This is a genomic window from Gibbsiella quercinecans (assembly GCF_002291425.1).
GTDB lineage: Bacteria > Pseudomonadota > Gammaproteobacteria > Enterobacterales > Enterobacteriaceae > Gibbsiella > Gibbsiella quercinecans.
The window spans coordinates 3,173,752-3,191,861 of the sequence record NZ_CP014136.1 but is presented as its reverse complement, the minus strand read 5'-3'; the positions used below and the strand labels follow the sequence as shown (position 1 = coordinate 3,191,861).

Sequence of the window (18,110 nt, the reverse complement as noted above, 5' to 3'; positions counted from 1 at the left end):
ATGAAACAGAACAACATCAAAACATGCTGGAATGACGGGCGCACAGTGCTCAACGGCTGGTTGAGTATCGCCAGCGCCTTCACGGCAGAGATCATGGCGGAACAGGGTTACGACGCGCTCACCATTGATTTGCAACACGGTTTCGTCGGCTACGAGCAGGCGACGCATATGCTGCAAGCCATGCGCGCCAGCGGCGTGGCGCCAATGGTGCGCGTGCCATGGCTGGAGCCGGGCATCATCATGAAAGCGCTCGACGCGGGCGCCTGGGGCATCATCTGCCCGATGGTGAACACTGCGCAACAAGCCCAAACGCTGGTTTCCTGCGTGCGCTATCCGCCCACCGGCAGCCGCAGCTTCGGGCCAACGCGCGTCAGTTTCTCCGCCGGCCAGGATTACGGCCAACACGCCGACGATCAGGTGGTGTGTTTCGCCATGATTGAAACCGCCGAAGCAGTGGCAAACCTTGACGAGATCGTCGCCACGCCCGGCCTTGACGGCGTGTATATCGGCCCTGCCGATTTAACACTGGGACTGACCGGGCGGAAATACCGCACGGGGTTTGACCGCACGGAGCCGGAAATCGTCGAAACCATCAAACATATCCTGCACACCGCGCACCGCGCCGGCAAAAAGGCCGGCCTGCACAACGGTTCGGCGGCCTACGCCGCGCAGGCGGCGGAATGGGGGTTCGATCTGGTCACGCTCTCTAACGATGTGCAACTGCTGCGTTCCGCCGCCGCGGCCAGCGTACAGCAATTTCGCGAACGCAACGGCAACGGGCCTGTGGCCGGCCGGCATGACCAGCCGGGAGGATACTGAGATGGCTAATATTCTGGTCGCCGGCAAAATCCATCAGGCCGGCCTTGAGATTCTGCACAATGCCGCGGGCTTCCACATAAAACAGGTTTCAGAAATCAGCGTGGATAGCTACACGCCGTTCCTCAACGACGCCGATGCGTTACTGATTCGCACCCAGCCGTTAACCGCGCGCGAAGTCAACGCCGCGCCCAAGCTGCGCATCGTTTCCCGCCACGGTGTGGGCTACGACTCGGTGGATGTTGACGCCTTAACCGCCCGCAATATTCCGCTGACCATCGTCGGCGACGTCAATTCGCTTTCGGTGGCCGAACATACCCTGTCGCTGCTGCTGGCGCTGGCAAAACGCGTCTGCTATTTCGATCGCAGTGTCCGCGAGGGGCATTGGAATCGCCGCAACAGTTTTTCCGCCGTTGAACTGGCGGGAAGAACGCTGTTTATCCTCGGCTTTGGCCGCATCGGCCGGGAGGTAGCGAACCTGGCAAAAAATTTCCGCATGCAGATCATCGCTTACGATCCCTTCCTGCCTGACTCGGTGTTCGCCGAGCACGGCGTAAGGCGGATAACCGAGATCGCGGCCGGCTTGCAGCAGGCCGACGCCGTGACGGTGCATCTGCCGCTGAGCGGCGATAAACCCCTTATCGGCGCGGCGGAACTGTTGCAGATGAAGCACGGCGCGCTGCTGATCAACACCGCACGCGGCGGGATTGTGGATGAAGAGGCGCTCGCCAGGGCGTTGCAAAATGGCGCGCTTGGCGGCGCAGGGCTGGACGTATTGCAGGACGAACCGCCCCGCCTGCACTCAGCCCTACTGGCGCAAACCGATCGCCTAATACTCAGCCCGCATTCGGCGGGCCTGACCGAAGAAGCGGCGATCCGTATGTCGGTGTGTGCGGCGACAAACATCGTCACGTATTTCAACGGCCAACTGGATACTGAACTGGTGGTGAATAAGCAGGTTCTGCAGCTTAACAAGCTGATGAGTCAACAGCCCTGAGAACAATAACGCCTCTTACCGGAGAATATCATGCTCAAGATTGCCATCCTCGGCGCCGGCCGCATCGGCCAGGTACATGCAGCGAACGTTGCACGCCATCGCGATGCTCAACTGGCGCTGGTTGCCGATCCCTTGATCGACAACGCCAGAGCCCTCGCCGCGCACTATGGCGGGACGGCGGTGAACAACCCGCTTGATGCGATCAACCATCCCGATATTGATGCGGTGGTGATCTGCTCCCCTACCGATACCCACGTCGAACTCATGTTGGCGGCCGCCAGCGCCGGCAAAGCCGTGCTGTGCGAAAAGCCGGTCGATCTCGACATCGGCAAAGCCCTGGAAGCCGAACGTGCGCTTGGCCAGCACGCCCGGCGTGTCATGCTGGGGTTCAACCGCCGCTTTGATCCCGGTTTTAACGAAATCCATCGGCGTATCCGCAACGGCGACATCGGCGATCTGCATCAGGTGATCATCACCAGCCGCGATCCGGGCCTTGCGCCGATGAACTACCTGAAACACTCCGGCGGCATCTTCCGCGACATGGTGATTCATGATTTCGATCTGGCGCGCTGGATACTCGGCGAGGAACCGGTAGAGGTATTCGCCACCGGCAGCCGCCTGTTCGAGCCGGCGCTGGAAGCATTAGGCGACTACGACACGGTGATGGTGCAGTTGCGCACCGCCTCCGGGAAACAGTGCCAGATCAACTGTAGCCGCCGGGCGGCGTATGGTTATGACCAACGCCTGGAGGTTTTTGGCGCCGGCGGCATGATGCTGAACGACAATCAGCGCGAAACCACCGTGCGCCACTTCGGCGCACAGACGACGGAAGCCCGCGGCCCGCTGCTTAACTTCTTTATGCAGCGCTATAGCGAGGCTTATCAGCTTGAAATGGAATCATTCATTTCTGCCATCGGCAACGATGGCGCGGTACCGATAACCGTCCACGACGGTTGTCAGGCGTTAAAACTGGCGGATGCCGCGCAGCGCTCTGCGGACACGCTTACGGTTGTCAACGTGAATTGAGGAACACCACGATGCGCAAGTTAGGTATTGGCCTGATTGGCACGGGCTTTATGGGGCGTTCACACGCCATGGCATGGAAATCGGCCGCTTCGTTTTCGGGCGATGTGCAACCGGTGCTGGTCAGCGTGGCGGACATTGATAGCGACGCGGCACAGCGCGCCCAGCAACAGTTCGGCTTCCAGCGTTGGACGAATAACTGGCAGGATCTGATTCACGATCCGGAGATTGACGTCATCTCCATCACCACGCCCAACCGTTTCCACGCCGAACAGTCTCTCGCCGCGATTGCCGCAGGCAAACATGTGCACTGCGAAAAGCCGCTGGCGCCGGACAGCACCACCGCGGAACGCATGTACCGCGCCGCCGAGCAGGCCGGCGTGGTCACCCAGGTGGGGTTTAACTACATCAAAAACCCGCTGCTGAAGCTGGCCAGGAAGATGATCGCCGAGGGCGAGCTGGGTGAGATTACCGGCTTCAGGGGCATTCATGCCGAAGATTTTATGGCAAGCCCGGCGGTTCCGTGGTCGTGGCGGGTCGATCCGGCCGGCGGCGCAGGCGCGGTTGCCGATCTGGGCAGTCATATTCTCAGCATGGCGCGTTTTCTGCTCGGCCCGGTGACGGAACTGTTCGCCGATCTGGAAACGGTGATCACATCGCGCCCGGAAAGCCCCGGCGCCACGGTGCGCAAAGCGGTGGAAGTGGATGACATCGCCCGGCTGACGGTGAAATTCGCCCGCGGTTGCGGCGGCCATATCGAAGCGAACTGGATCGCATCCGGGCATAAAATGCAGTTGGGCTTTGAAATCACCGGCACCCAAGGCGCGCTGATCTTCAATCAGGAACGCTTCAATGAATTGCAATATTTCCGCTTCTCAGAAACGGAAAATACAAACGGCTTTATCACGCTGGTTGCCGGGCCGGAGCATTATCCTTACGGCCTGTTCTGCCCGGCACCGGGGCATCAGCTTGGCTTTAACGATCTTAAAACGATTGAAATGCTGGAATTTATTCACGCTATCACCGATGGCAATATCGCCGGCCCGGACTTCAAAGAAGCCTTTGAAATTCAGAAACTGGTTGATGCCGCGATTGCTTCTTACCGAGAAAGAAGCTGGATAACCCTCTAATTCACGCATCACGTCAGGCAGGGAGGTCTGGCTCTGGCTTTATGCTTCTGCGTACTGAAAGAAATACGAGGAGAATGTTATGTCTGACAGTAATTCAACTGAAGTCAATGAAGTAAAACCTTCATTTAACTGGCAGTCTTTGCGCCGTAGCCTGCCGAAAGATACCGGCATATTTGTTGTTATGGTATTAATCGCTCTCGTATTTGAATGTGCGGGATGGTATTTACGCGATCAATCTTTTCTGCTGAATACCAACAGATTGCTCCTGATTATTTTGCAGGTCGCCATCATCGGCATTATCGCCGTCGGGGTGACTCAGGTCATTATTACCGCCGGCATCGATTTATCCTCAGGCTCATTGATTGCGTTAACGGCAGTTATTTCCGCCAGCCTGGCGCAAACCTCTGACAGTATTTCTCCGGTTTATCCTTCACTGGTGGACTTACCCGCTATCGTTCCGATCGCGGCCGGTATTGGCGTTGGGATTATATGCGGATTTATCAATGGAATATTAATTACCCGAACGGGCATTCCTCCCTTTATCGCCACCCTGGGGATGATGGTTTCCGCCCGCGGCCTGGCGCAATATTATACCCAGGGCAACCCGGTCAGTTTTCTTTCCGACAGTTTTACCGCCATTGGTCAGGGTGCGATGCCGGTGGTGATATTTCTGCTGGTGGCTTTCGTATTCCATGTGGCGCTGCGCTCCACACGTTACGGGAAATACATCTATGCCATCGGCGGGAATATTGTTTCGGCACAGGTTTCCGGCATCAACGTGAAGAAATACCTGGTGCTGGTGTATACCATTGCCGGCGGGTTAGCTGGTTTAGCCGGCGTAGTGCTTGCCGCACGCGTCAGCAGCGGGCAATCCAGCATGGGGGTTTCCTACGAGCTTGATGCGATCGCCGCCGCGGTGATCGGCGGCAGTAGCCTGATGGGCGGCGTTGGGCGCATCACGGGGACGCTGATTGGCGCGTGCATATTGGGTTTAATTAAGAGCGGTTTCACATTTATTGGTATTGATGCTTATATTCAGGACATTATTAAGGGGATGATTATTGTGAGTGCAGTCTCTGTTGATATGTATCGTAACAAGAAAAATCGCTAAGTCGTCGGCATTGTAATCAAAGCAGTAAACCCTACTAAACGTATTTTGATAATAAAACCTGAGACGTCAGATCTATTCTGGCCTCCATAATCACGGTAGATAACCATCATGAAAAGATCAATTTTATTTTGTCTTATTCTCTTATCTCTCAGCCCTGCTGTATTTGCAGTACAAGTCGGCGTCAGTATTGCGCAAATGGATGATGTGTTCCTTTCCCGCCTGCGTGGTTACATTATCGAGCAAGGGAAAACATATCCTGACATGAAAATTCAGTTTGAAGATGCACAGGGCGCCGTCGATAAACAGCTAAGCCAGGTACAAAACTTTATTAATGGCAAGGTGGACGTGATTATTGTTAATCCAGTTGATACCCAAGGCACCAAAAATATGACCGATGCAGCGCGTGCGGCCAAAATCCCGCTGATATATCTCAACAGGATGCCCTCCGATTCGAAAATGGGCAATGGCGTAAGCTACATCGGTAGCGATGAAATTGAAGCCGGGCGCCTACAGATGCAGTACCTGGCCGATAAAGTGAAAGACCGAAAAAGTGTGAATGTCGCCATCATGAAAGGGTTGTTAAGTAATGATGCAACCCGCTTCAGAACCCAAGGCGCAAAAGAAGTGATTGCCAAACACCCGAATATGCACGTGATTGTTGAAGATACGGCGAAATGGATGCGTGAAGACGGGATGAACCTGATGAATAACTGGATTTTATCAGGCGACAAAATCGACATTCTTTCCGCAAACGCCGATGAAATGGCTATCGGCGCAGCCATGGCGATAAAAAGCAACGGCATAAAAATCGGCACGGATATTTTAGTCGGCGGTACCGATGGCGGCCCGAACGGTCTGCAGGCGATAAAAACCGGGCTATTAACCGTTACCGTGTTCCAGGACGCCAAATCACAAGCTTATGGCGCGGTGGATATGGCGGAGAAAGCCGCCAAGGGCGAAAGCATACAGGATATCCACTTTATTCCGTTCCAACTGGTAACACCGGAAAACTACCAGAAGTTTATGACCAATTAACCAAGGTGCGTTCTGCGGCCTGCGCAACAGCGTGGGTTGCAGCACCTGTTTTGACTTAGGAGAGGTTATGAAAACGGTTAAAGGCCCGGCGGTTTTCCTGGCGCAGTTTGCCGGCGACGAAGCGCCGTTTAATACCCTAAGCGGCATGGCCGCCTGGGCGGCGGAAAAAGGCTTTAAAGGCGTGGAAATCCCCAGTTGGGATACGCGGCTAATCGATCTGAAAAAAGCGGCGGAAAGCCAGAGTTACGCCGATGAAATTATTGGCACGCTGCGGGAACACGGGCTGGCGCTCACCGATCTCGCCAGCCATCTGCAGGGGCAACTGGTGGCCCTGCACCCGGCGTTTGATTTGCCGGCGGATAGCTTCGCGCCGGCCTTCATGCGCGCTAACCCGCAGGCGCGCCAGCAGTGGGCAACGGAACAACTGTATCTCGCCGCGCGGGCATCGCGCCGCCTGGGGCTGGCAAAGCACGTCACCTTTTCCGGTACGCTGCTCTGGCCGTATCTTTATCCCTATCCGCAATGGCCAGAGGGCTTAATTGATGAAGGCTTCAATGAGCTGGCACGCCGCTGGACACCGCTCCTGAACGCCTTTGATGAACAGGGGATCGATCTGTGCTACGAAATTCATCCCACCGAGGATCTGCATGACGGCCTGACGTTTGAGCGTTTCCTGGAAAAAACCGGCAATCATACACGCTGCCAGATTATGTATGATCCGAGCCACCTGGTACTGCAGGGCATTGATTATCTGGCCTATATCGATCACTACCACGAGCGCATCAAAGCCTTTCACGTGAAAGACGCCGAATTCCGCCCGAACGGCAAGACCGGCGCCTATGGCGGCTATCAACCCTGGAGCAGCCGTGCCGGCCGCTTCCGTTCGCCCGGTGACGGGCAGACCGACTTCACCGGCATTTTCTCAAAACTCACCGGCTACGGCTTTGATGGTTGGGCGGTGCTCGAATGGGAATGCTGCTTTAAAAATCCGGAAGATGGCGCGCGTGAAGGCGCGCAATTCATCAGCGATCACATTATTCGCGTTACGGATAAGTCCTTTGACGATTTTTGTAAATCCTATGCGGATCGCTCGCTCAACAGAAAAATATTGGGTATTGAAGGAGGCAGCAATGAGTAAGTCATCACTGAAAGGCCGGCGTATCCGGCTGGGGATGGTCGGCGGCGGTACTGGCGCTTATATTGGCGGGATCCACCGCTTCGCCGCCCGCCTGGACGATCAGTTCGAGCTGGTGGCGGGCGCATTCGATGTTGACGCCGAGCGCGGCCACCGTTTCGCCGCGCAGAACTTTATCGCGCCGGAACGCGCCTACGATGATTACACCGCCATGATCGCGGGCGAAGCCGCGCGCGACGATGGCATTGACGTGGTCGCCATCTGTACCCCCAATTTCACCCACTACCCTATCGCCCGCGCCTTCCTTGCGGCGGGTATTGATGTGATTTGCGAAAAACCGCTCACCACCACCTTACAAGATGCTGAAGCCATGGCGGAAATGGTGAGCCAGACGGGGCGTTTTCTTGGCGTAACCTACACCTACTCCGGCTATCCGCTGATCATGGAGGCCCGTTCACGCGTTCAGGCGGGCCTGATCGGCAAGGTGCGCACCGTGCAGGTAGAGTATCCGCTGGAATGGATGGCGACCGGCGTTGAACTGAAGAACAATCAACAAGCCGCCTGGCGCGTTGATCCTAAAAAGAGCGGGCGCGGCGGCGCTATTGGCGACATCGGCACCCATGCGTTTCATCTTGCCGGCTTTGTCACCGGCCTGAAAGTGGACAGCGTGATGGCGGATCTGGCCACTTTTGTCGAAGGGCGGGCACTGGATGACAACGCGCATGTTCTTATTCGCTATGAAGGCGGCGCCCGCGGCATGCTGTGGGCATCGCAGGTGGCGATCGGTTGTTCGAATTCGCTGCGGCTGCGCGTGTTCGGTGAAACCGGCAGCCTGACCTGGGCGCAGGAACAGCCCAACGAATTGCTCTACACGCCACTGGAAGGCTACACGCAAATCATCAAGCGCGGCCGCGACGATCTTGATGCGCTGACCCAAGCGCGAACCCGCACGCCGCCGGGCCATCCTGAAGGCTATATCGAGGCGTTCAGCAATCTCTACAACGGCTTCGCCGCGGCGCTCCGCGCACGCGATGCGAACCAGGCTCCGCAAGGCATCGGCGCGGTGATCCCGCAAATCGCCGATGGGTTGAAAGGCGTTGCTTTCGTGGATGCAGTCGTCGACAGCCACGAACAAGGGGCGGTGTGGATCAAACCCAAGTATGGCTAAATGCCGGCAACAGCATAATAAAGCCTGATTTATCAGGCTTTTTCATTCAGGCATACATATTAAAGCGCATGATGATGTTAATGCGGGAATACGAAGCATGGTTGCTCTCGGCAGGCAAAAAACCATGAAACTCCAGCAGGGTTTTAAACGCGTGCTGTGCATCAAGCTGCAGATTATGGTCGATCAGCGCATCGATTTTCCCCGCCTGCATTAATGCTCTATTTTCACGATCGAGATCGTGGCCGATAACGGCTTTTAGCTGAATATTCCGCTCGCTAAAGGCACGCAAGATACCACTGTTGCCGCCGCCGACGGTGTATACCGCATCAATCTGGGGGTGCTCACGCAGGAACGTTTTTAAGCACGCGTACATCAGGTGATCGATGCCAAATCCATCGGCAATGATCTTGATTTCACTCTGTGGCGCAAATGTCTTCATCCCTTCCACAAAGCCCTGGATCCTTTCCTGCTCGCCGATGAAATTCTGGCTGCCGGTAATGGCGGCAATTGTGCACTTATCGTTCGCCAGCCATTTGGCCATCAGAAACGCGGAAGATTTCCCTGCGTTAAAATTATCCATACCGATATAACGCAGCCGGGCGCTGCCGATGATATCCGTCACGATAGTCACAACCGGGATGCGTTGTTTAATCAGGTTATTAATCACCGGGATGAGCTTTTCCGAATTCATCGCCTTCAAGATGATACCGTGCGTATTTAACGAGCATTTTTTTAATAACTGCTCGGCCTCGTCCACCGACATATGTTCACTGCAGTGAAAACGCAGCTGAATTTTAAATGAATTAAAACTGGATATCTGGCTGCTGAACGCCGCTCTCACCAGTTCGCTGAACCGCTCGGGGGCGTGAATGATCACATCAAAATAGAGGGTTCTTCCCTGCGCCAAGCTGATTTTTTGCTGCAATTCAAGATCGACTATTGCTTGCTGAATGCGGTGCAACGTTTGTGGATGCACGTGCCCGCGGTTGTGCAACGCGCGATCTATGGTCGCCAGGCTTAAGCCTGACTGAGCGGAAATCTGTTTCTGCGTAAATTTAGGCATAGATCACATGACGTATTGATGAGGTTTTTTTGATTTAATGTTAAAAGAATGTAACTGCTAATGTTGTAGACATCAATCCTGTCATGCCGCTGAAACAGCCTTCCACGGCGCATGATAAATTTCATTTTATCTAATAAATATCAAAAGGATGAGGTCATTATGACAGCGCTCTACTTTATGCATGAAGACCAGATCTCTATTGAAGATTTCAAAGCCTTTTGTGATCAAAGTGTCAATATTTCAGAGTATCCTTTGGCGAGCGAAGCCGTATCCGATGTCCTTATTTATAATCAGCTAACGTTGGCGGCGGCGGCTAAGCGGGATAAAAAAGCGGTCTTAAGCGAACTTCACCGAGCGCTCTCTTATGGCCCAGGCGTTTTTATTGTGCGCGGGTTGTACGGTGATGAAGAAAGCGTTGATCGCACTTCACGCGTCTTTGAAGAGATTATGCGGGCGGAAGCAAAAGCGAAAATTCGGGCCAATCGTTTCCCGCAGGCTGGTAATAGCCAACGCATCTTGCAGGCGCTGCAAAAACTGGCCGCAGCCAGCCCCGAAGCCTTCGTCGACTATTATGCCAACCCGATGTTGAACTTGATTTGCCAAGCATGGCTCGGCCCCACCTGGCTCATGGCCTCGCAGGTGCATCAGGTTCGCCCTGGGAGCGCGGTGCAACTGCCGCAGCGCGATGCTCACCTCAGCATTCAGCAAAGCGCATTTGCCGCGGAATTCCCCATTCCCGTGCAGCTTCTGTCGCAGTATCTGACGCTACGGGGCGTGATTGCGCATACTGATGTACCGCTCGCCTGCGGCCCTATGCGGTTGCTGCCCTGGTCGCATCAATACGAACTGATCTATATGGCGTATCACCGCGCAGATTTTAGTGAATATTTCACCGAACATTTCGTACAAGTGCCGCTCAATAAAGGTGACGGTCTGTTTTTCAACCCGGCGCTATTTCATACCGAGGGCAATAATGCCACTACCGATCGGGTGAGAACGGCCAACCTGTTGCAAGTGTCTTCTGCCTTTTGCGTTCCGCGGGAAGAAATTGACCATGAGCAAATCCTGCACAACATCTACCCGCTGTTAAAAAACAGCACGCTGACCGCAGATGCGCTCGATAGCGTGATCAACACTGCGGCGCGCGGATATGCCTTCCCCTCCAACTTCGACGCCGAGCCGTCGTTAGGCACCCGAGAGCCTAAAAACCAGCAGGCGTTGGTACGCGAAGCCCTCAGTAATGCGTGGAGCCTGGAAAAATTCCAGCACAAGCTGGCGGAAAACAGCGAAAAAAGGGCCATGTAAACTCACTGCCTGAAAGCCACCGGCCCGAGACAAGCCAGCACACAGAAAGCAATAATCGATGCAGTTCGATGTTTACAAGCGTAATGAGAGAGATACGAACATCCTTCTGGCCAACGCGTGATACTTGCGTAGCCTACTTCTTAATTTCCTGGATTTGTTGATGGCCGGCATTTAATAGACGCCCTCTCGGTATTTTCCGGGCCTGCCCGCTCCCTGGCATAGGGCTAACGACACGATGCTATCATTTTGAGCAGTTCAACGCGGTTGCGCAGGCCTAATTTCCGCCCGGCGCTGCCCAAATGGGCATAGACCGTTTTTGGGTTCAGGTTTAATCGCCGCGCCACGGTGGCGACATTGGCACTACGGGATACTTCAGAAAGCACCAGCGCTTCGCCACGGGTGATGGCAGCGGGCTTCGGCATCCCCCATAACCGGCCGCCGCCCGCCGGTTTCCTCTGCTGCAACAGCCCAAGGCAGGCATCGCGTACCGTCGGCAATTTTTCCCCCTTGTGCAACAGGGCGTCCGGTGAGGTTCTGGCAATCAGCGACAGCGCCAGTGGAGAGGCATTATCGATAAAAAATAACGTTTTAAGATTCGGATTACAGCAACGGAGATAATTTAAAAATAGAACATACTCATTGAAAAGATAAATTTTCCGAGGGAAATCCATAATCACCAATTCGGGTAATAAACCCAGAGAGTTTAACTGATTAACACTGGGGAATGGCAAGGAAAATACTCTTCGCGGCAATAACGATTTTATTCCATACCAACATAACGGCGATTGATCAACATAAATAACGCTCATATTGGATCTCCTATCCAAATATTTAAAACACTCCTTCATAACCCATTATTATGCTTTCTGTCATGGCTCATTTTTGGGGACATTATCCTGAACACAAAACATTAACAATCACCTTTAAAATTATCATTTTTTTAACAACCAGAGCACCGATAAAATCGGACCTAAAATAGTACGAATGTTTCAAAATATTTCACATCGATAAACACAGAGCCCAATAAAAACGTAACGTAGTGATATAGATCTATTTTTTCCATTCACAACACCAGTGCAAATGTAACAAAATGTTACATTGGTTTGTGTTGATTTCACATGCTAAAAAAATCAAGTTTTGGGAAAATTCTCATTCTGCTAAGATGCTCCTGCATTCCGCATGAACAAACATATACGTAACATGCTTTATATAAATGCATACACGACAGTATAAAAACACTGTCAGGACTGCTTTCACAAAAAGTAAATTAAAGGGTATTTCTCATGAAACTGAAATTAGTTGCACTCACCTTGATCGCGTTCTCTGGCGCCGCTTTTGCAGACTCTGCAAACACGGTTCAATTTAAAGGCGAGGTCAGCACTCAGACCTGTTCTGTTAATATTAATGGCAATGAATCTAACCCAGTAGTATTACTGCCAACGGTTGCCGCAAGCACTCTGGCTACCGCAGGTACATCGAATGGTGATACTACTTTCACGGTAAACGTAACGGGTTGTACTGCTAATGCAACTAGCAGCACGGCGATTAAAACGGTATTTGCCGGCAACAACGTCACCAGCAACGGCAACCTGGGCAACACCGGTACCGCCTCGAACGTATCTATCCAACTGCTGGATAGTGACGCCTCCACACCGTTGTCCTTCTCCTCTGGTTCCGTTGCAACCAGCAGCGCCATGACGCTGGCTTCAGGTACGGATACGTCCACCTCACAGAACCTGGTTGCCCGTTATTACGCGGAAAGCACCGGCGTGACCGCGGGTTCAGTTATTGCGACAGCGCAATACGCCATCACCTATCAATAATACGCAAATTAATAATAACGCCAGCGCTGCCTGCCCCCTGTGGGCAGCGTTGATTCATTAGCTTCACCAATCGGTTTATTTTATGGCGCACACAGCACGCACAGCTACTCATCTGGTGGTACTTCTGTTATGCCTGCTATTTACCACTTTAAATACCGCTTCCGCCAGCGTAACCCTGCTCGGCAACCGGGTGATTTACCCTGCCCAGGCACGTGAGAAAACGCTGCAATTCAGCAATGACGACGCCACGCCGGCGTTGATCCAGATCTGGCTGGACATCAACAACCCGAAGTCCACGCCGGAAACCGCAGACGCCCCTTTTATTGCCTCGCCGCAGATCTTCCGTATGGAACCGCACAGTGGGCAGATGGCTCGCCTGGTGTTTAGCGGGCAAAAGACGCTGCCCACCGATCGCGAATCGCTGTTCCATCTTAATTTTCTACAGGTGCCGGCAGTGAAGCAAACAGACAGCGATAAAAACAAGCTGATGCTGCTGCTGACCAACCGGCTGAAAGTTTTTTATCGCCCTGAAGGGCTGGCCGGAGAAGCCAATCACGTCGTTGACCAATTAACTATCCAACGTGCCGGCAAGGCGCTGCGGGTCAGCAACCCGACGCCGTATTACGCCAACATCAGCTATGCCGCGGCCGAAATGGGCGGCAAGCACGCCAAGATCCCGCAGGCGGAGATGATCGCGCCCTTTTCAGAAGCCACTTGGCCGCTGGCGCAGTTTCCGGCGGGGGAAGTAAAGATCACGCTGCGCGTGGTCAACGATTACGGAGTTGAGGTTACGCGCACGCTTACACCATCACACTAAACAAGGACAGGGACGTTCTAATGATTATGCTTAACACAAGGTTATCGTTGCTTGCCCGCAGCCTGTTTTTAGCATTGCCTTTCAGTTGCCTGGCGCAGGCCGCCGATGACGGTTACACATTCGACGCTTCATTGCTGCGCGGCAGTGTACTCAGCAACAGTGAACTCAGCCAATTTAACCAACAAGATACGGTAAAACCGGGCCACTACCTGGTCGATCTGTTTATCAATGGCGTTTTCATTGAACGCACCCGGGTGCAGTTGGTGCGCGGAAAGGAAGAAAAAGTTCAGCCCTGTTTTGATCCCAGCCAGTTGGCGCGCTTCGGGCTGAAAAAGCAGCCCGAGGCGGCGGAGAACACCTGCCTGCAACCCGGGCTGGATTTGAAAGACATCACCGCGCAGGTGAATATTGCCCAACTCCGCCTGGATCTGAGCATCCCGCAGGCGATGATGAACCGCCCGCCGCGCGGCAGCGTTAGCGCCGATAGCCTGGACAGCGGCGAAACCATGGGTTTTTTCAACTATAACGCCAGCCAGTATCACGTCAGCTACCGGCAAACCCAGGCCAGCGATCTGGACTCCACTTACGCCAGCCTTAACGGCGGCCTCAACCTGGGGCTATGGCGCTACCGCCAGCAATCCAGCTTCCGTTATGACAAGGAAAACGGCAACCACTGGGACACCAGCCGCCGCTATGTACAGCGCGCCATTCTGCCCTTGCGCAGCGAAATCCTGCTGGGTGAAGGCTTTACCAGCGGCCGTTTCTTCTCTGGGCTTGGGTTTCGCGGCCTGCAGCTAAGCTCGGACGATCGCATGCTGCCGGACTCCCTGCGCGGCTATGCGCCAGTGGTGCGCGGCATCGCCAAAAGCAACGCCCGGGTAACGGTGTTGCAGGGCAAAAACACCTTGTATGAAACCACCGTGGCACCCGGCCCTTTCAGCATCAACGATCTGTACGCCACCAACTATGCCGGCGATCTGACGGTGGTGGTCACCGAAGCCGACGGCAGCAGCAGCACCTTTACCGTGCCTTTCGCCGCCGTGCCGGAATCCATTCGCCCTGGCCTTTCGCGCTATGCTGCCACCCTTGGCCGCTCTCGCTACGTCGGGGATAACGATTTGTTCAGCGAAATCACCTGGCAACAGGGGCTGACCAACGCGCTAACCTTCAACGCCGGCAACCAACTGGCCGACGGCTACCAGGCTTTCATGCTGGGCGGCGTTTATAGCAGTTGGCTGGGGGCGTTTGGCATGAACACCACCTATTCGCACGCCAGCCTGCCGGATGGCAGCACCAGCGGCTGGATGATGCACCTGTCCTACAGCCGGACGTTCACGCCAACCAACACCACGCTCTCTATCGCCGGCTACCGTTATTCCACTGAAGGGTTCCGCGATCTGAACGACGTGCTGGGCGTACGCCATGCCGCCGCCTACGGCAAGAGCTGGACATCCGATACCTATCGCCAGCGCTCGCGCTTTGAAGTGGCGTTCAACCAGGGGATCGGCCCGCTGGGCAACCTGATGCTATCCGGCTCGACCCAGGATTACCGCGACAAGCGCGGCCGCGATAACCAGTTACAGTTCGGCTGGAGCAAAACCTTCAGCAATGGCATGGCACTTAACCTGTCCGTGACCAAAACGCGCACGCTGAGCAACAGCTACAACACGGGTGCCTATAGCTATGACAACATCTATGGCAATTCGCAGACCAGCACCACGAAACAGACCGTTACCGCGCTGACGTTCAGCTTCCCGCTGGGGCGTTCATCCTCGGCGCCAAATGTTTCGCTGCTGGCTAACCATAGCCAGGGGCAAAGCAGCAACTACCAGGCCGTGCTTTCCGGCAGCGTTGGCGAGGAACAGCCCGTCAGCTATGGGCTTAACTTTTCCACCGACGACGATACCCGGCAAAACCTGTGGGGCGGTAACCTGCAAACCCGCCTGCCATACGCCAACGTGACCGGTTCCGCTTCCACCTCGCGCCAATACTGGCAGGGCTCGGCATCGCTACAAGGCGCCGTGGTGGCGCACCGTGGCGGCGTAACGCTTGGGCCGTACGTGGGCGACAGCTTCGCGCTGATCGAAGCGCCGGGCGCCAACGGTGCGAAGGTGATGGATGGCCAGGGTGCACGAATCGATCGTTTCGGCTATGCGTTGGCGCCGGCATTAACCCCTTATCACTACAATACCGTGGCCCTGAACCCAGAAGGGATGAACAGCAAAGCAGAGCTGGCAGACGGGCAAAAACGCGTGGCGCCCTATGCCGGCGCTACGGTAAGGCTCCACTTCAACACCGTGCGCGGCCAGGCGCTGCTGATTACCGCGCAGCGCCCCGACAACGGCACCATCCCAATGGGAACCGCCGTGTTAGATCCCACTGGCGAGAACATCGGTATGGTGGGCCAGGCCAATCAGCTCTATCTGCGCAGTGACAAAGCCGAGGATACGTTGACGCTGCAATGGGGCAAACAGGCAAACCAGCAGTGCAGCCTGCATTACCACGCACCTGCGGCGGAAGATGCGCCGATCCAACGGTTGAGCGCGCCATGCCGATAAACCGTCAATACCAGGAGAGATTGATCATGAAAATTATTGCCTACCTGCGGGCGGGGTTATTGTTTCTGCTTCCTTTCGCTGCGGCGCCTACCTTTGCCACCTGCACCCGCGTCTCGCCGGCGATCGACGCTGGGTGCGACGCCTGCGGTGTGGGTATCGGGCTTGGCCGGGTGAACCTGACCAGCACCTATCTGCAGCCGGTGGGGACGCCGCTCGGTAGCAGCGTGTTCAACTTTACCACCGGCGTGCGCTATCCCGATCCGGAAAAAGTGCTGTACGAGTGCGACGCCAGTGACGCCGGCGATATCTATGAAGTGTTCGCCACCAACGGTGACGATCGGGTGGGCGGCTATTACGATCTTGGCGCGTTGGACGGCTACCCTAACTATTTCGCCACCTATTTTCCTTATGTCGGCATCAAGCTGACCCATTTGAATTCGGGCCTGGAGTTCACGCGCTACTGGCAACAAACACCGATCACCAGCTACGTGACCACCGACGCCGGCAAGATCCAGATCCGGGTAAAAGACCTCAGCCCGATCCGCGCCGATCTGATCAGGATCAGTTCCCTGCCGGGCCAAGGTGCCAGCTATTATTGCGGCTACAGCGCATCCGATCCCACCTACGGCATGGCCTCTACCAGCGCGGCAGCCAGCTATAGCTGCACCCAGCCAAACGGCTATGTCCTGTTTAAAGGCCCCGGCATCGCTGCAGAAACGATCGGCAGCGATTCGGCCACCAACTTCACTACCTGGGGCACTGGCCGCTGGAACGCCATGGGAATGGGCACCTCACCGGTCTCAACGCTTTCCTATACCGCCACCTGCGTGGCGCGCAACGTCACGCCTCTGGTACTGCTGCCCACAATTTCCGTCAGCCGGTTGAACGCAGGCGAGACGTCTCAGGCGCCGTTCACCATCAATATTGAATGCGATAACGCTGCGGTTTCCGGCGTCGCTTCCGATGGCACCGCCCTCGGCCTGCAAGTGCCTTATGACGCCTATACCAAAGCGCAAGAGCTTGGCCTGGTTAACGCCAGCGGCGGGGTGAGCTACCTGCTCTCTACCGGCTATGGCACCGACAGCAGCGTCGCCACCGGCGTTGGCATTGCGCTTTCCAACGCCAGTACCGGCTCTGCGATGAATTTTGTCGGCTGGCTGGCCAGCAATCCCGCCAGCCCAAGCGGCAACGCCGGGGGCTGGTATTCGGTGCTCGACGGCGCCAGCAGCAACGGCAGCACCACCTCCGGATACACTCACTACACCACCCAACTGACGGCCACCCTGACCCGCCTGCCGGGGGAAACCGTTACCGCAGGGAGGGTGGATGCCAAAGCCTATGTTTGGGTTAAGGTGCAATAAACGATGGGTATGATGAAAAAAATAAGCGCACTGCTGCTGTGCGCGCTGTGCGTAATCAGCGCCGGGGCCAAAGCGGGGATTATCGCTTCGGCAACACGGGTGGTGTTCAACCAGGGTGAAAACGAAAAAAGCCTGATGCTGGTTAACACCAATGCGTATCCGATCATGGTGCAAACCTGGGTGGACAACGGCGACGTTAACGCAGCGCCGGAGCTGTCGAACGCACCGTTTGTTTCTCTCCCCAGCGTGTTTAGCATGCAGCCCGGCACCTTGCGCGGGCTGCGGCTCATTTACGGCGGCCAGGCGCTCCCCACCGACAGGGAATCGGTTTTCTGGCTGAACCTGTACGAGATCCCCCCGAGCCAGCCGATTACGCCGCCGCAGAAAACGCGCGTAACTCTGGCCATGAATACGCAAATGAAGATCTTCTACCGGCCGAAAACGCTGGCAGGCCAGGCCGCCAGCGCGCCGGACAAGATCACCTTTACGCTAAGGCAAGCCGGCAAGCATTATGAATTAATCTGTAAAAACGCCTCTGCATTTTATCTTTCTTTCGCGCAGCTTAGCGTGCGCCTGGGGAACAAAGATTATCCGGTGCGCCAAGAGAGCGACATGATGACCGCGCCGTTTAGCAGCAAACGTTACGTTATTGATAACGTCAACGGCGCTGCCGCCTTGCCGGGCACCACCGTGAAAGCGGCGATCATTAACGATCTCGGCCACCAAATAAAAAGGCAATATTTCACCCTTTAGCCACTATAAGAAGTA

At 55.3% G+C, this 18,110-nt stretch carries 16 protein-coding genes; 14 read left to right on the top strand and 2 right to left on the bottom strand.

All coding sequences use genetic code 11. The annotated features are described in order from the left end of the window. The 8 genes from ACN28Q_RS14780 to ACN28Q_RS14745 all read left to right on the top strand — a co-directional run bounded on the left by ACN28Q_RS14780 (position 1) and on the right by ACN28Q_RS14745 (position 8,415). Positions 1–819: an HpcH/HpaI aldolase family protein gene (locus tag ACN28Q_RS14780; RefSeq protein WP_095847033.1), complete on the top strand. Its 819-nt coding sequence runs from the start codon at positions 1–3 to the stop codon at positions 817–819. Position 820: 1 nt separating this feature from the next. Continuing rightward, positions 821–1,813 (top strand): hydroxyacid dehydrogenase, encoded by a 993-nt coding sequence (locus tag ACN28Q_RS14775; protein ID WP_095847032.1) that lies wholly within the window; start codon positions 821–823, stop codon positions 1,811–1,813. Between the two features lie 30 nt (positions 1,814–1,843). Continuing rightward, a complete protein-coding gene (gene iolG, locus ACN28Q_RS14770; protein ID WP_095847031.1) occupies positions 1,844–2,839 on the top strand; it encodes an inositol 2-dehydrogenase in 996 nt (331 codons plus the stop codon). Positions 2,840–2,850: 11 nt separating this feature from the next. Then, entirely contained in the window at positions 2,851–3,966 is a 1,116-nt protein-coding gene (locus ACN28Q_RS14765; protein ID WP_095847030.1) for a Gfo/Idh/MocA family protein, read from the top strand. A gap of 79 nt (positions 3,967–4,045) precedes the next feature. Beyond that, positions 4,046–5,077, top strand: a complete 1,032-nt coding sequence (locus ACN28Q_RS14760; protein ID WP_095847029.1) for an ABC transporter permease — start codon at positions 4,046–4,048, stop codon at positions 5,075–5,077. Between the two features lie 195 nt (positions 5,078–5,272). Beyond that, entirely contained in the window at positions 5,273–6,112 is an 840-nt protein-coding gene (locus tag ACN28Q_RS14755; RefSeq protein WP_230469495.1) for a substrate-binding domain-containing protein, read from the top strand. Positions 6,113–6,179: 67 nt separating this feature from the next. Continuing rightward, positions 6,180–7,250: a sugar phosphate isomerase/epimerase family protein gene (locus ACN28Q_RS14750; RefSeq protein ID WP_095847027.1), complete on the top strand. Its 1,071-nt coding sequence runs from the start codon at positions 6,180–6,182 to the stop codon at positions 7,248–7,250. Continuing rightward, positions 7,243–8,415, top strand: coding sequence for a Gfo/Idh/MocA family protein (locus ACN28Q_RS14745; protein WP_230469494.1), 1,173 nt, complete (start codon positions 7,243–7,245; stop codon positions 8,413–8,415). Before ACN28Q_RS14750 ends, ACN28Q_RS14745 begins: the two co-directional genes overlap by 8 nt. 46 nt (positions 8,416–8,461) lie before the next feature. Here ACN28Q_RS14745 and ACN28Q_RS14740 read toward each other — a convergent pair whose 3' ends face one another. Beyond that, positions 8,462–9,478: a substrate-binding domain-containing protein gene (locus ACN28Q_RS14740; RefSeq protein ID WP_095847026.1), complete on the bottom strand. Its 1,017-nt coding sequence runs from the start codon at positions 9,476–9,478 to the stop codon at positions 8,462–8,464. Positions 9,479–9,589: 111 nt separating this feature from the next. Here ACN28Q_RS14740 and ACN28Q_RS14735 point away from each other — a divergent pair, with 111 nt between their 5' ends. Next, positions 9,590–10,783: a phytanoyl-CoA dioxygenase family protein gene (locus ACN28Q_RS14735; RefSeq protein ID WP_095847025.1), complete on the top strand. Its 1,194-nt coding sequence runs from the start codon at positions 9,590–9,592 to the stop codon at positions 10,781–10,783. Positions 10,784–11,007: 224 nt separating this feature from the next. On the opposite strand, the gene ACN28Q_RS14730 is transcribed toward ACN28Q_RS14735, so the two are convergent. After that, complete coding sequence (locus tag ACN28Q_RS14730; RefSeq protein ID WP_230469493.1) at positions 11,008–11,592, bottom strand: helix-turn-helix transcriptional regulator; 585 nt, start codon at positions 11,590–11,592, stop codon at positions 11,008–11,010. 474 nt (positions 11,593–12,066) lie between these two features. On the opposite strand from ACN28Q_RS14730, the gene ACN28Q_RS14725 reads away from it, so the two are divergent. The 5 genes from ACN28Q_RS14725 to ACN28Q_RS14705 all read left to right on the top strand — a co-directional run bounded on the left by ACN28Q_RS14725 (position 12,067) and on the right by ACN28Q_RS14705 (position 18,095). After that, positions 12,067–12,606 (top strand): fimbrial protein, encoded by a 540-nt coding sequence (locus ACN28Q_RS14725; RefSeq protein WP_095847024.1) that lies wholly within the window; start codon positions 12,067–12,069, stop codon positions 12,604–12,606. 82 nt (positions 12,607–12,688) lie between these two features. Then, positions 12,689–13,423: a fimbrial biogenesis chaperone gene (locus tag ACN28Q_RS14720; RefSeq protein ID WP_095847023.1), complete on the top strand. Its 735-nt coding sequence runs from the start codon at positions 12,689–12,691 to the stop codon at positions 13,421–13,423. A 20-nt stretch (positions 13,424–13,443) separates the two neighbouring features. After that, positions 13,444–15,981 carry a fimbria/pilus outer membrane usher protein gene (locus ACN28Q_RS14715; protein WP_095847022.1) on the top strand — a complete coding sequence of 846 codons (2,538 nt, stop codon included), beginning with the start codon at positions 13,444–13,446 and terminating at the stop codon, positions 15,979–15,981. A gap of 26 nt (positions 15,982–16,007) precedes the next feature. Continuing rightward, the gene (locus tag ACN28Q_RS14710; protein ID WP_095847021.1) at positions 16,008–17,342 is read left to right on the top strand and encodes a fimbrial protein; all 1,335 of its coding nucleotides are present in this window, start codon (positions 16,008–16,010) and stop codon (positions 17,340–17,342) included. 9 nt (positions 17,343–17,351) lie between these two features. Next, a complete protein-coding gene (locus ACN28Q_RS14705) occupies positions 17,352–18,095 on the top strand; it encodes a fimbrial biogenesis chaperone (protein WP_230469492.1) in 744 nt (247 codons plus the stop codon). Positions 18,096–18,110 lie beyond the last annotated feature (15 nt).

Excerpts from the sequence above, each read along its gene's own strand:
- ACN28Q_RS14720 (WP_095847023.1), top strand. The coding sequence starts at position 12,689 with ATGGCGCACACAGCACGCACAGCTACTCATCTGGTGGTACTTCTGTTA.
- ACN28Q_RS14730 (WP_230469493.1), bottom strand. The coding sequence starts at position 11,592 with ATGAGCGTTATTTATGTTGATCAATCGCCGTTATGTTGGTATGGAATA.
- ACN28Q_RS14780 (WP_095847033.1), top strand. The coding sequence starts at position 1 with ATGAAACAGAACAACATCAAAACATGCTGGAATGACGGGCGCACAGTG.
- ACN28Q_RS14725 (WP_095847024.1), top strand. The coding sequence starts at position 12,067 with ATGAAACTGAAATTAGTTGCACTCACCTTGATCGCGTTCTCTGGCGCC.
- ACN28Q_RS14745 (WP_230469494.1), top strand. The coding sequence starts at position 7,243 with ATGAGTAAGTCATCACTGAAAGGCCGGCGTATCCGGCTGGGGATGGTC.
- iolG (WP_095847031.1), top strand. The coding sequence starts at position 1,844 with ATGCTCAAGATTGCCATCCTCGGCGCCGGCCGCATCGGCCAGGTACAT.
- ACN28Q_RS14705 (WP_230469492.1), top strand. The coding sequence starts at position 17,352 with ATGATGAAAAAAATAAGCGCACTGCTGCTGTGCGCGCTGTGCGTAATC.
- ACN28Q_RS14715 (WP_095847022.1), top strand. The coding sequence starts at position 13,444 with ATGATTATGCTTAACACAAGGTTATCGTTGCTTGCCCGCAGCCTGTTT.
- ACN28Q_RS14740 (WP_095847026.1), bottom strand. The coding sequence starts at position 9,478 with ATGCCTAAATTTACGCAGAAACAGATTTCCGCTCAGTCAGGCTTAAGC.
- ACN28Q_RS14735 (WP_095847025.1), top strand. The coding sequence starts at position 9,590 with ATGATAAATTTCATTTTATCTAATAAATATCAAAAGGATGAGGTCATT.
- ACN28Q_RS14755 (WP_230469495.1), top strand. The coding sequence starts at position 5,273 with ATGGATGATGTGTTCCTTTCCCGCCTGCGTGGTTACATTATCGAGCAA.
- ACN28Q_RS14710 (WP_095847021.1), top strand. The coding sequence starts at position 16,008 with ATGAAAATTATTGCCTACCTGCGGGCGGGGTTATTGTTTCTGCTTCCT.
- ACN28Q_RS14775 (WP_095847032.1), top strand. The coding sequence starts at position 821 with ATGGCTAATATTCTGGTCGCCGGCAAAATCCATCAGGCCGGCCTTGAG.
- ACN28Q_RS14765 (WP_095847030.1), top strand. The coding sequence starts at position 2,851 with ATGCGCAAGTTAGGTATTGGCCTGATTGGCACGGGCTTTATGGGGCGT.
- ACN28Q_RS14750 (WP_095847027.1), top strand. The coding sequence starts at position 6,180 with ATGAAAACGGTTAAAGGCCCGGCGGTTTTCCTGGCGCAGTTTGCCGGC.
- ACN28Q_RS14760 (WP_095847029.1), top strand. The coding sequence starts at position 4,046 with ATGTCTGACAGTAATTCAACTGAAGTCAATGAAGTAAAACCTTCATTT.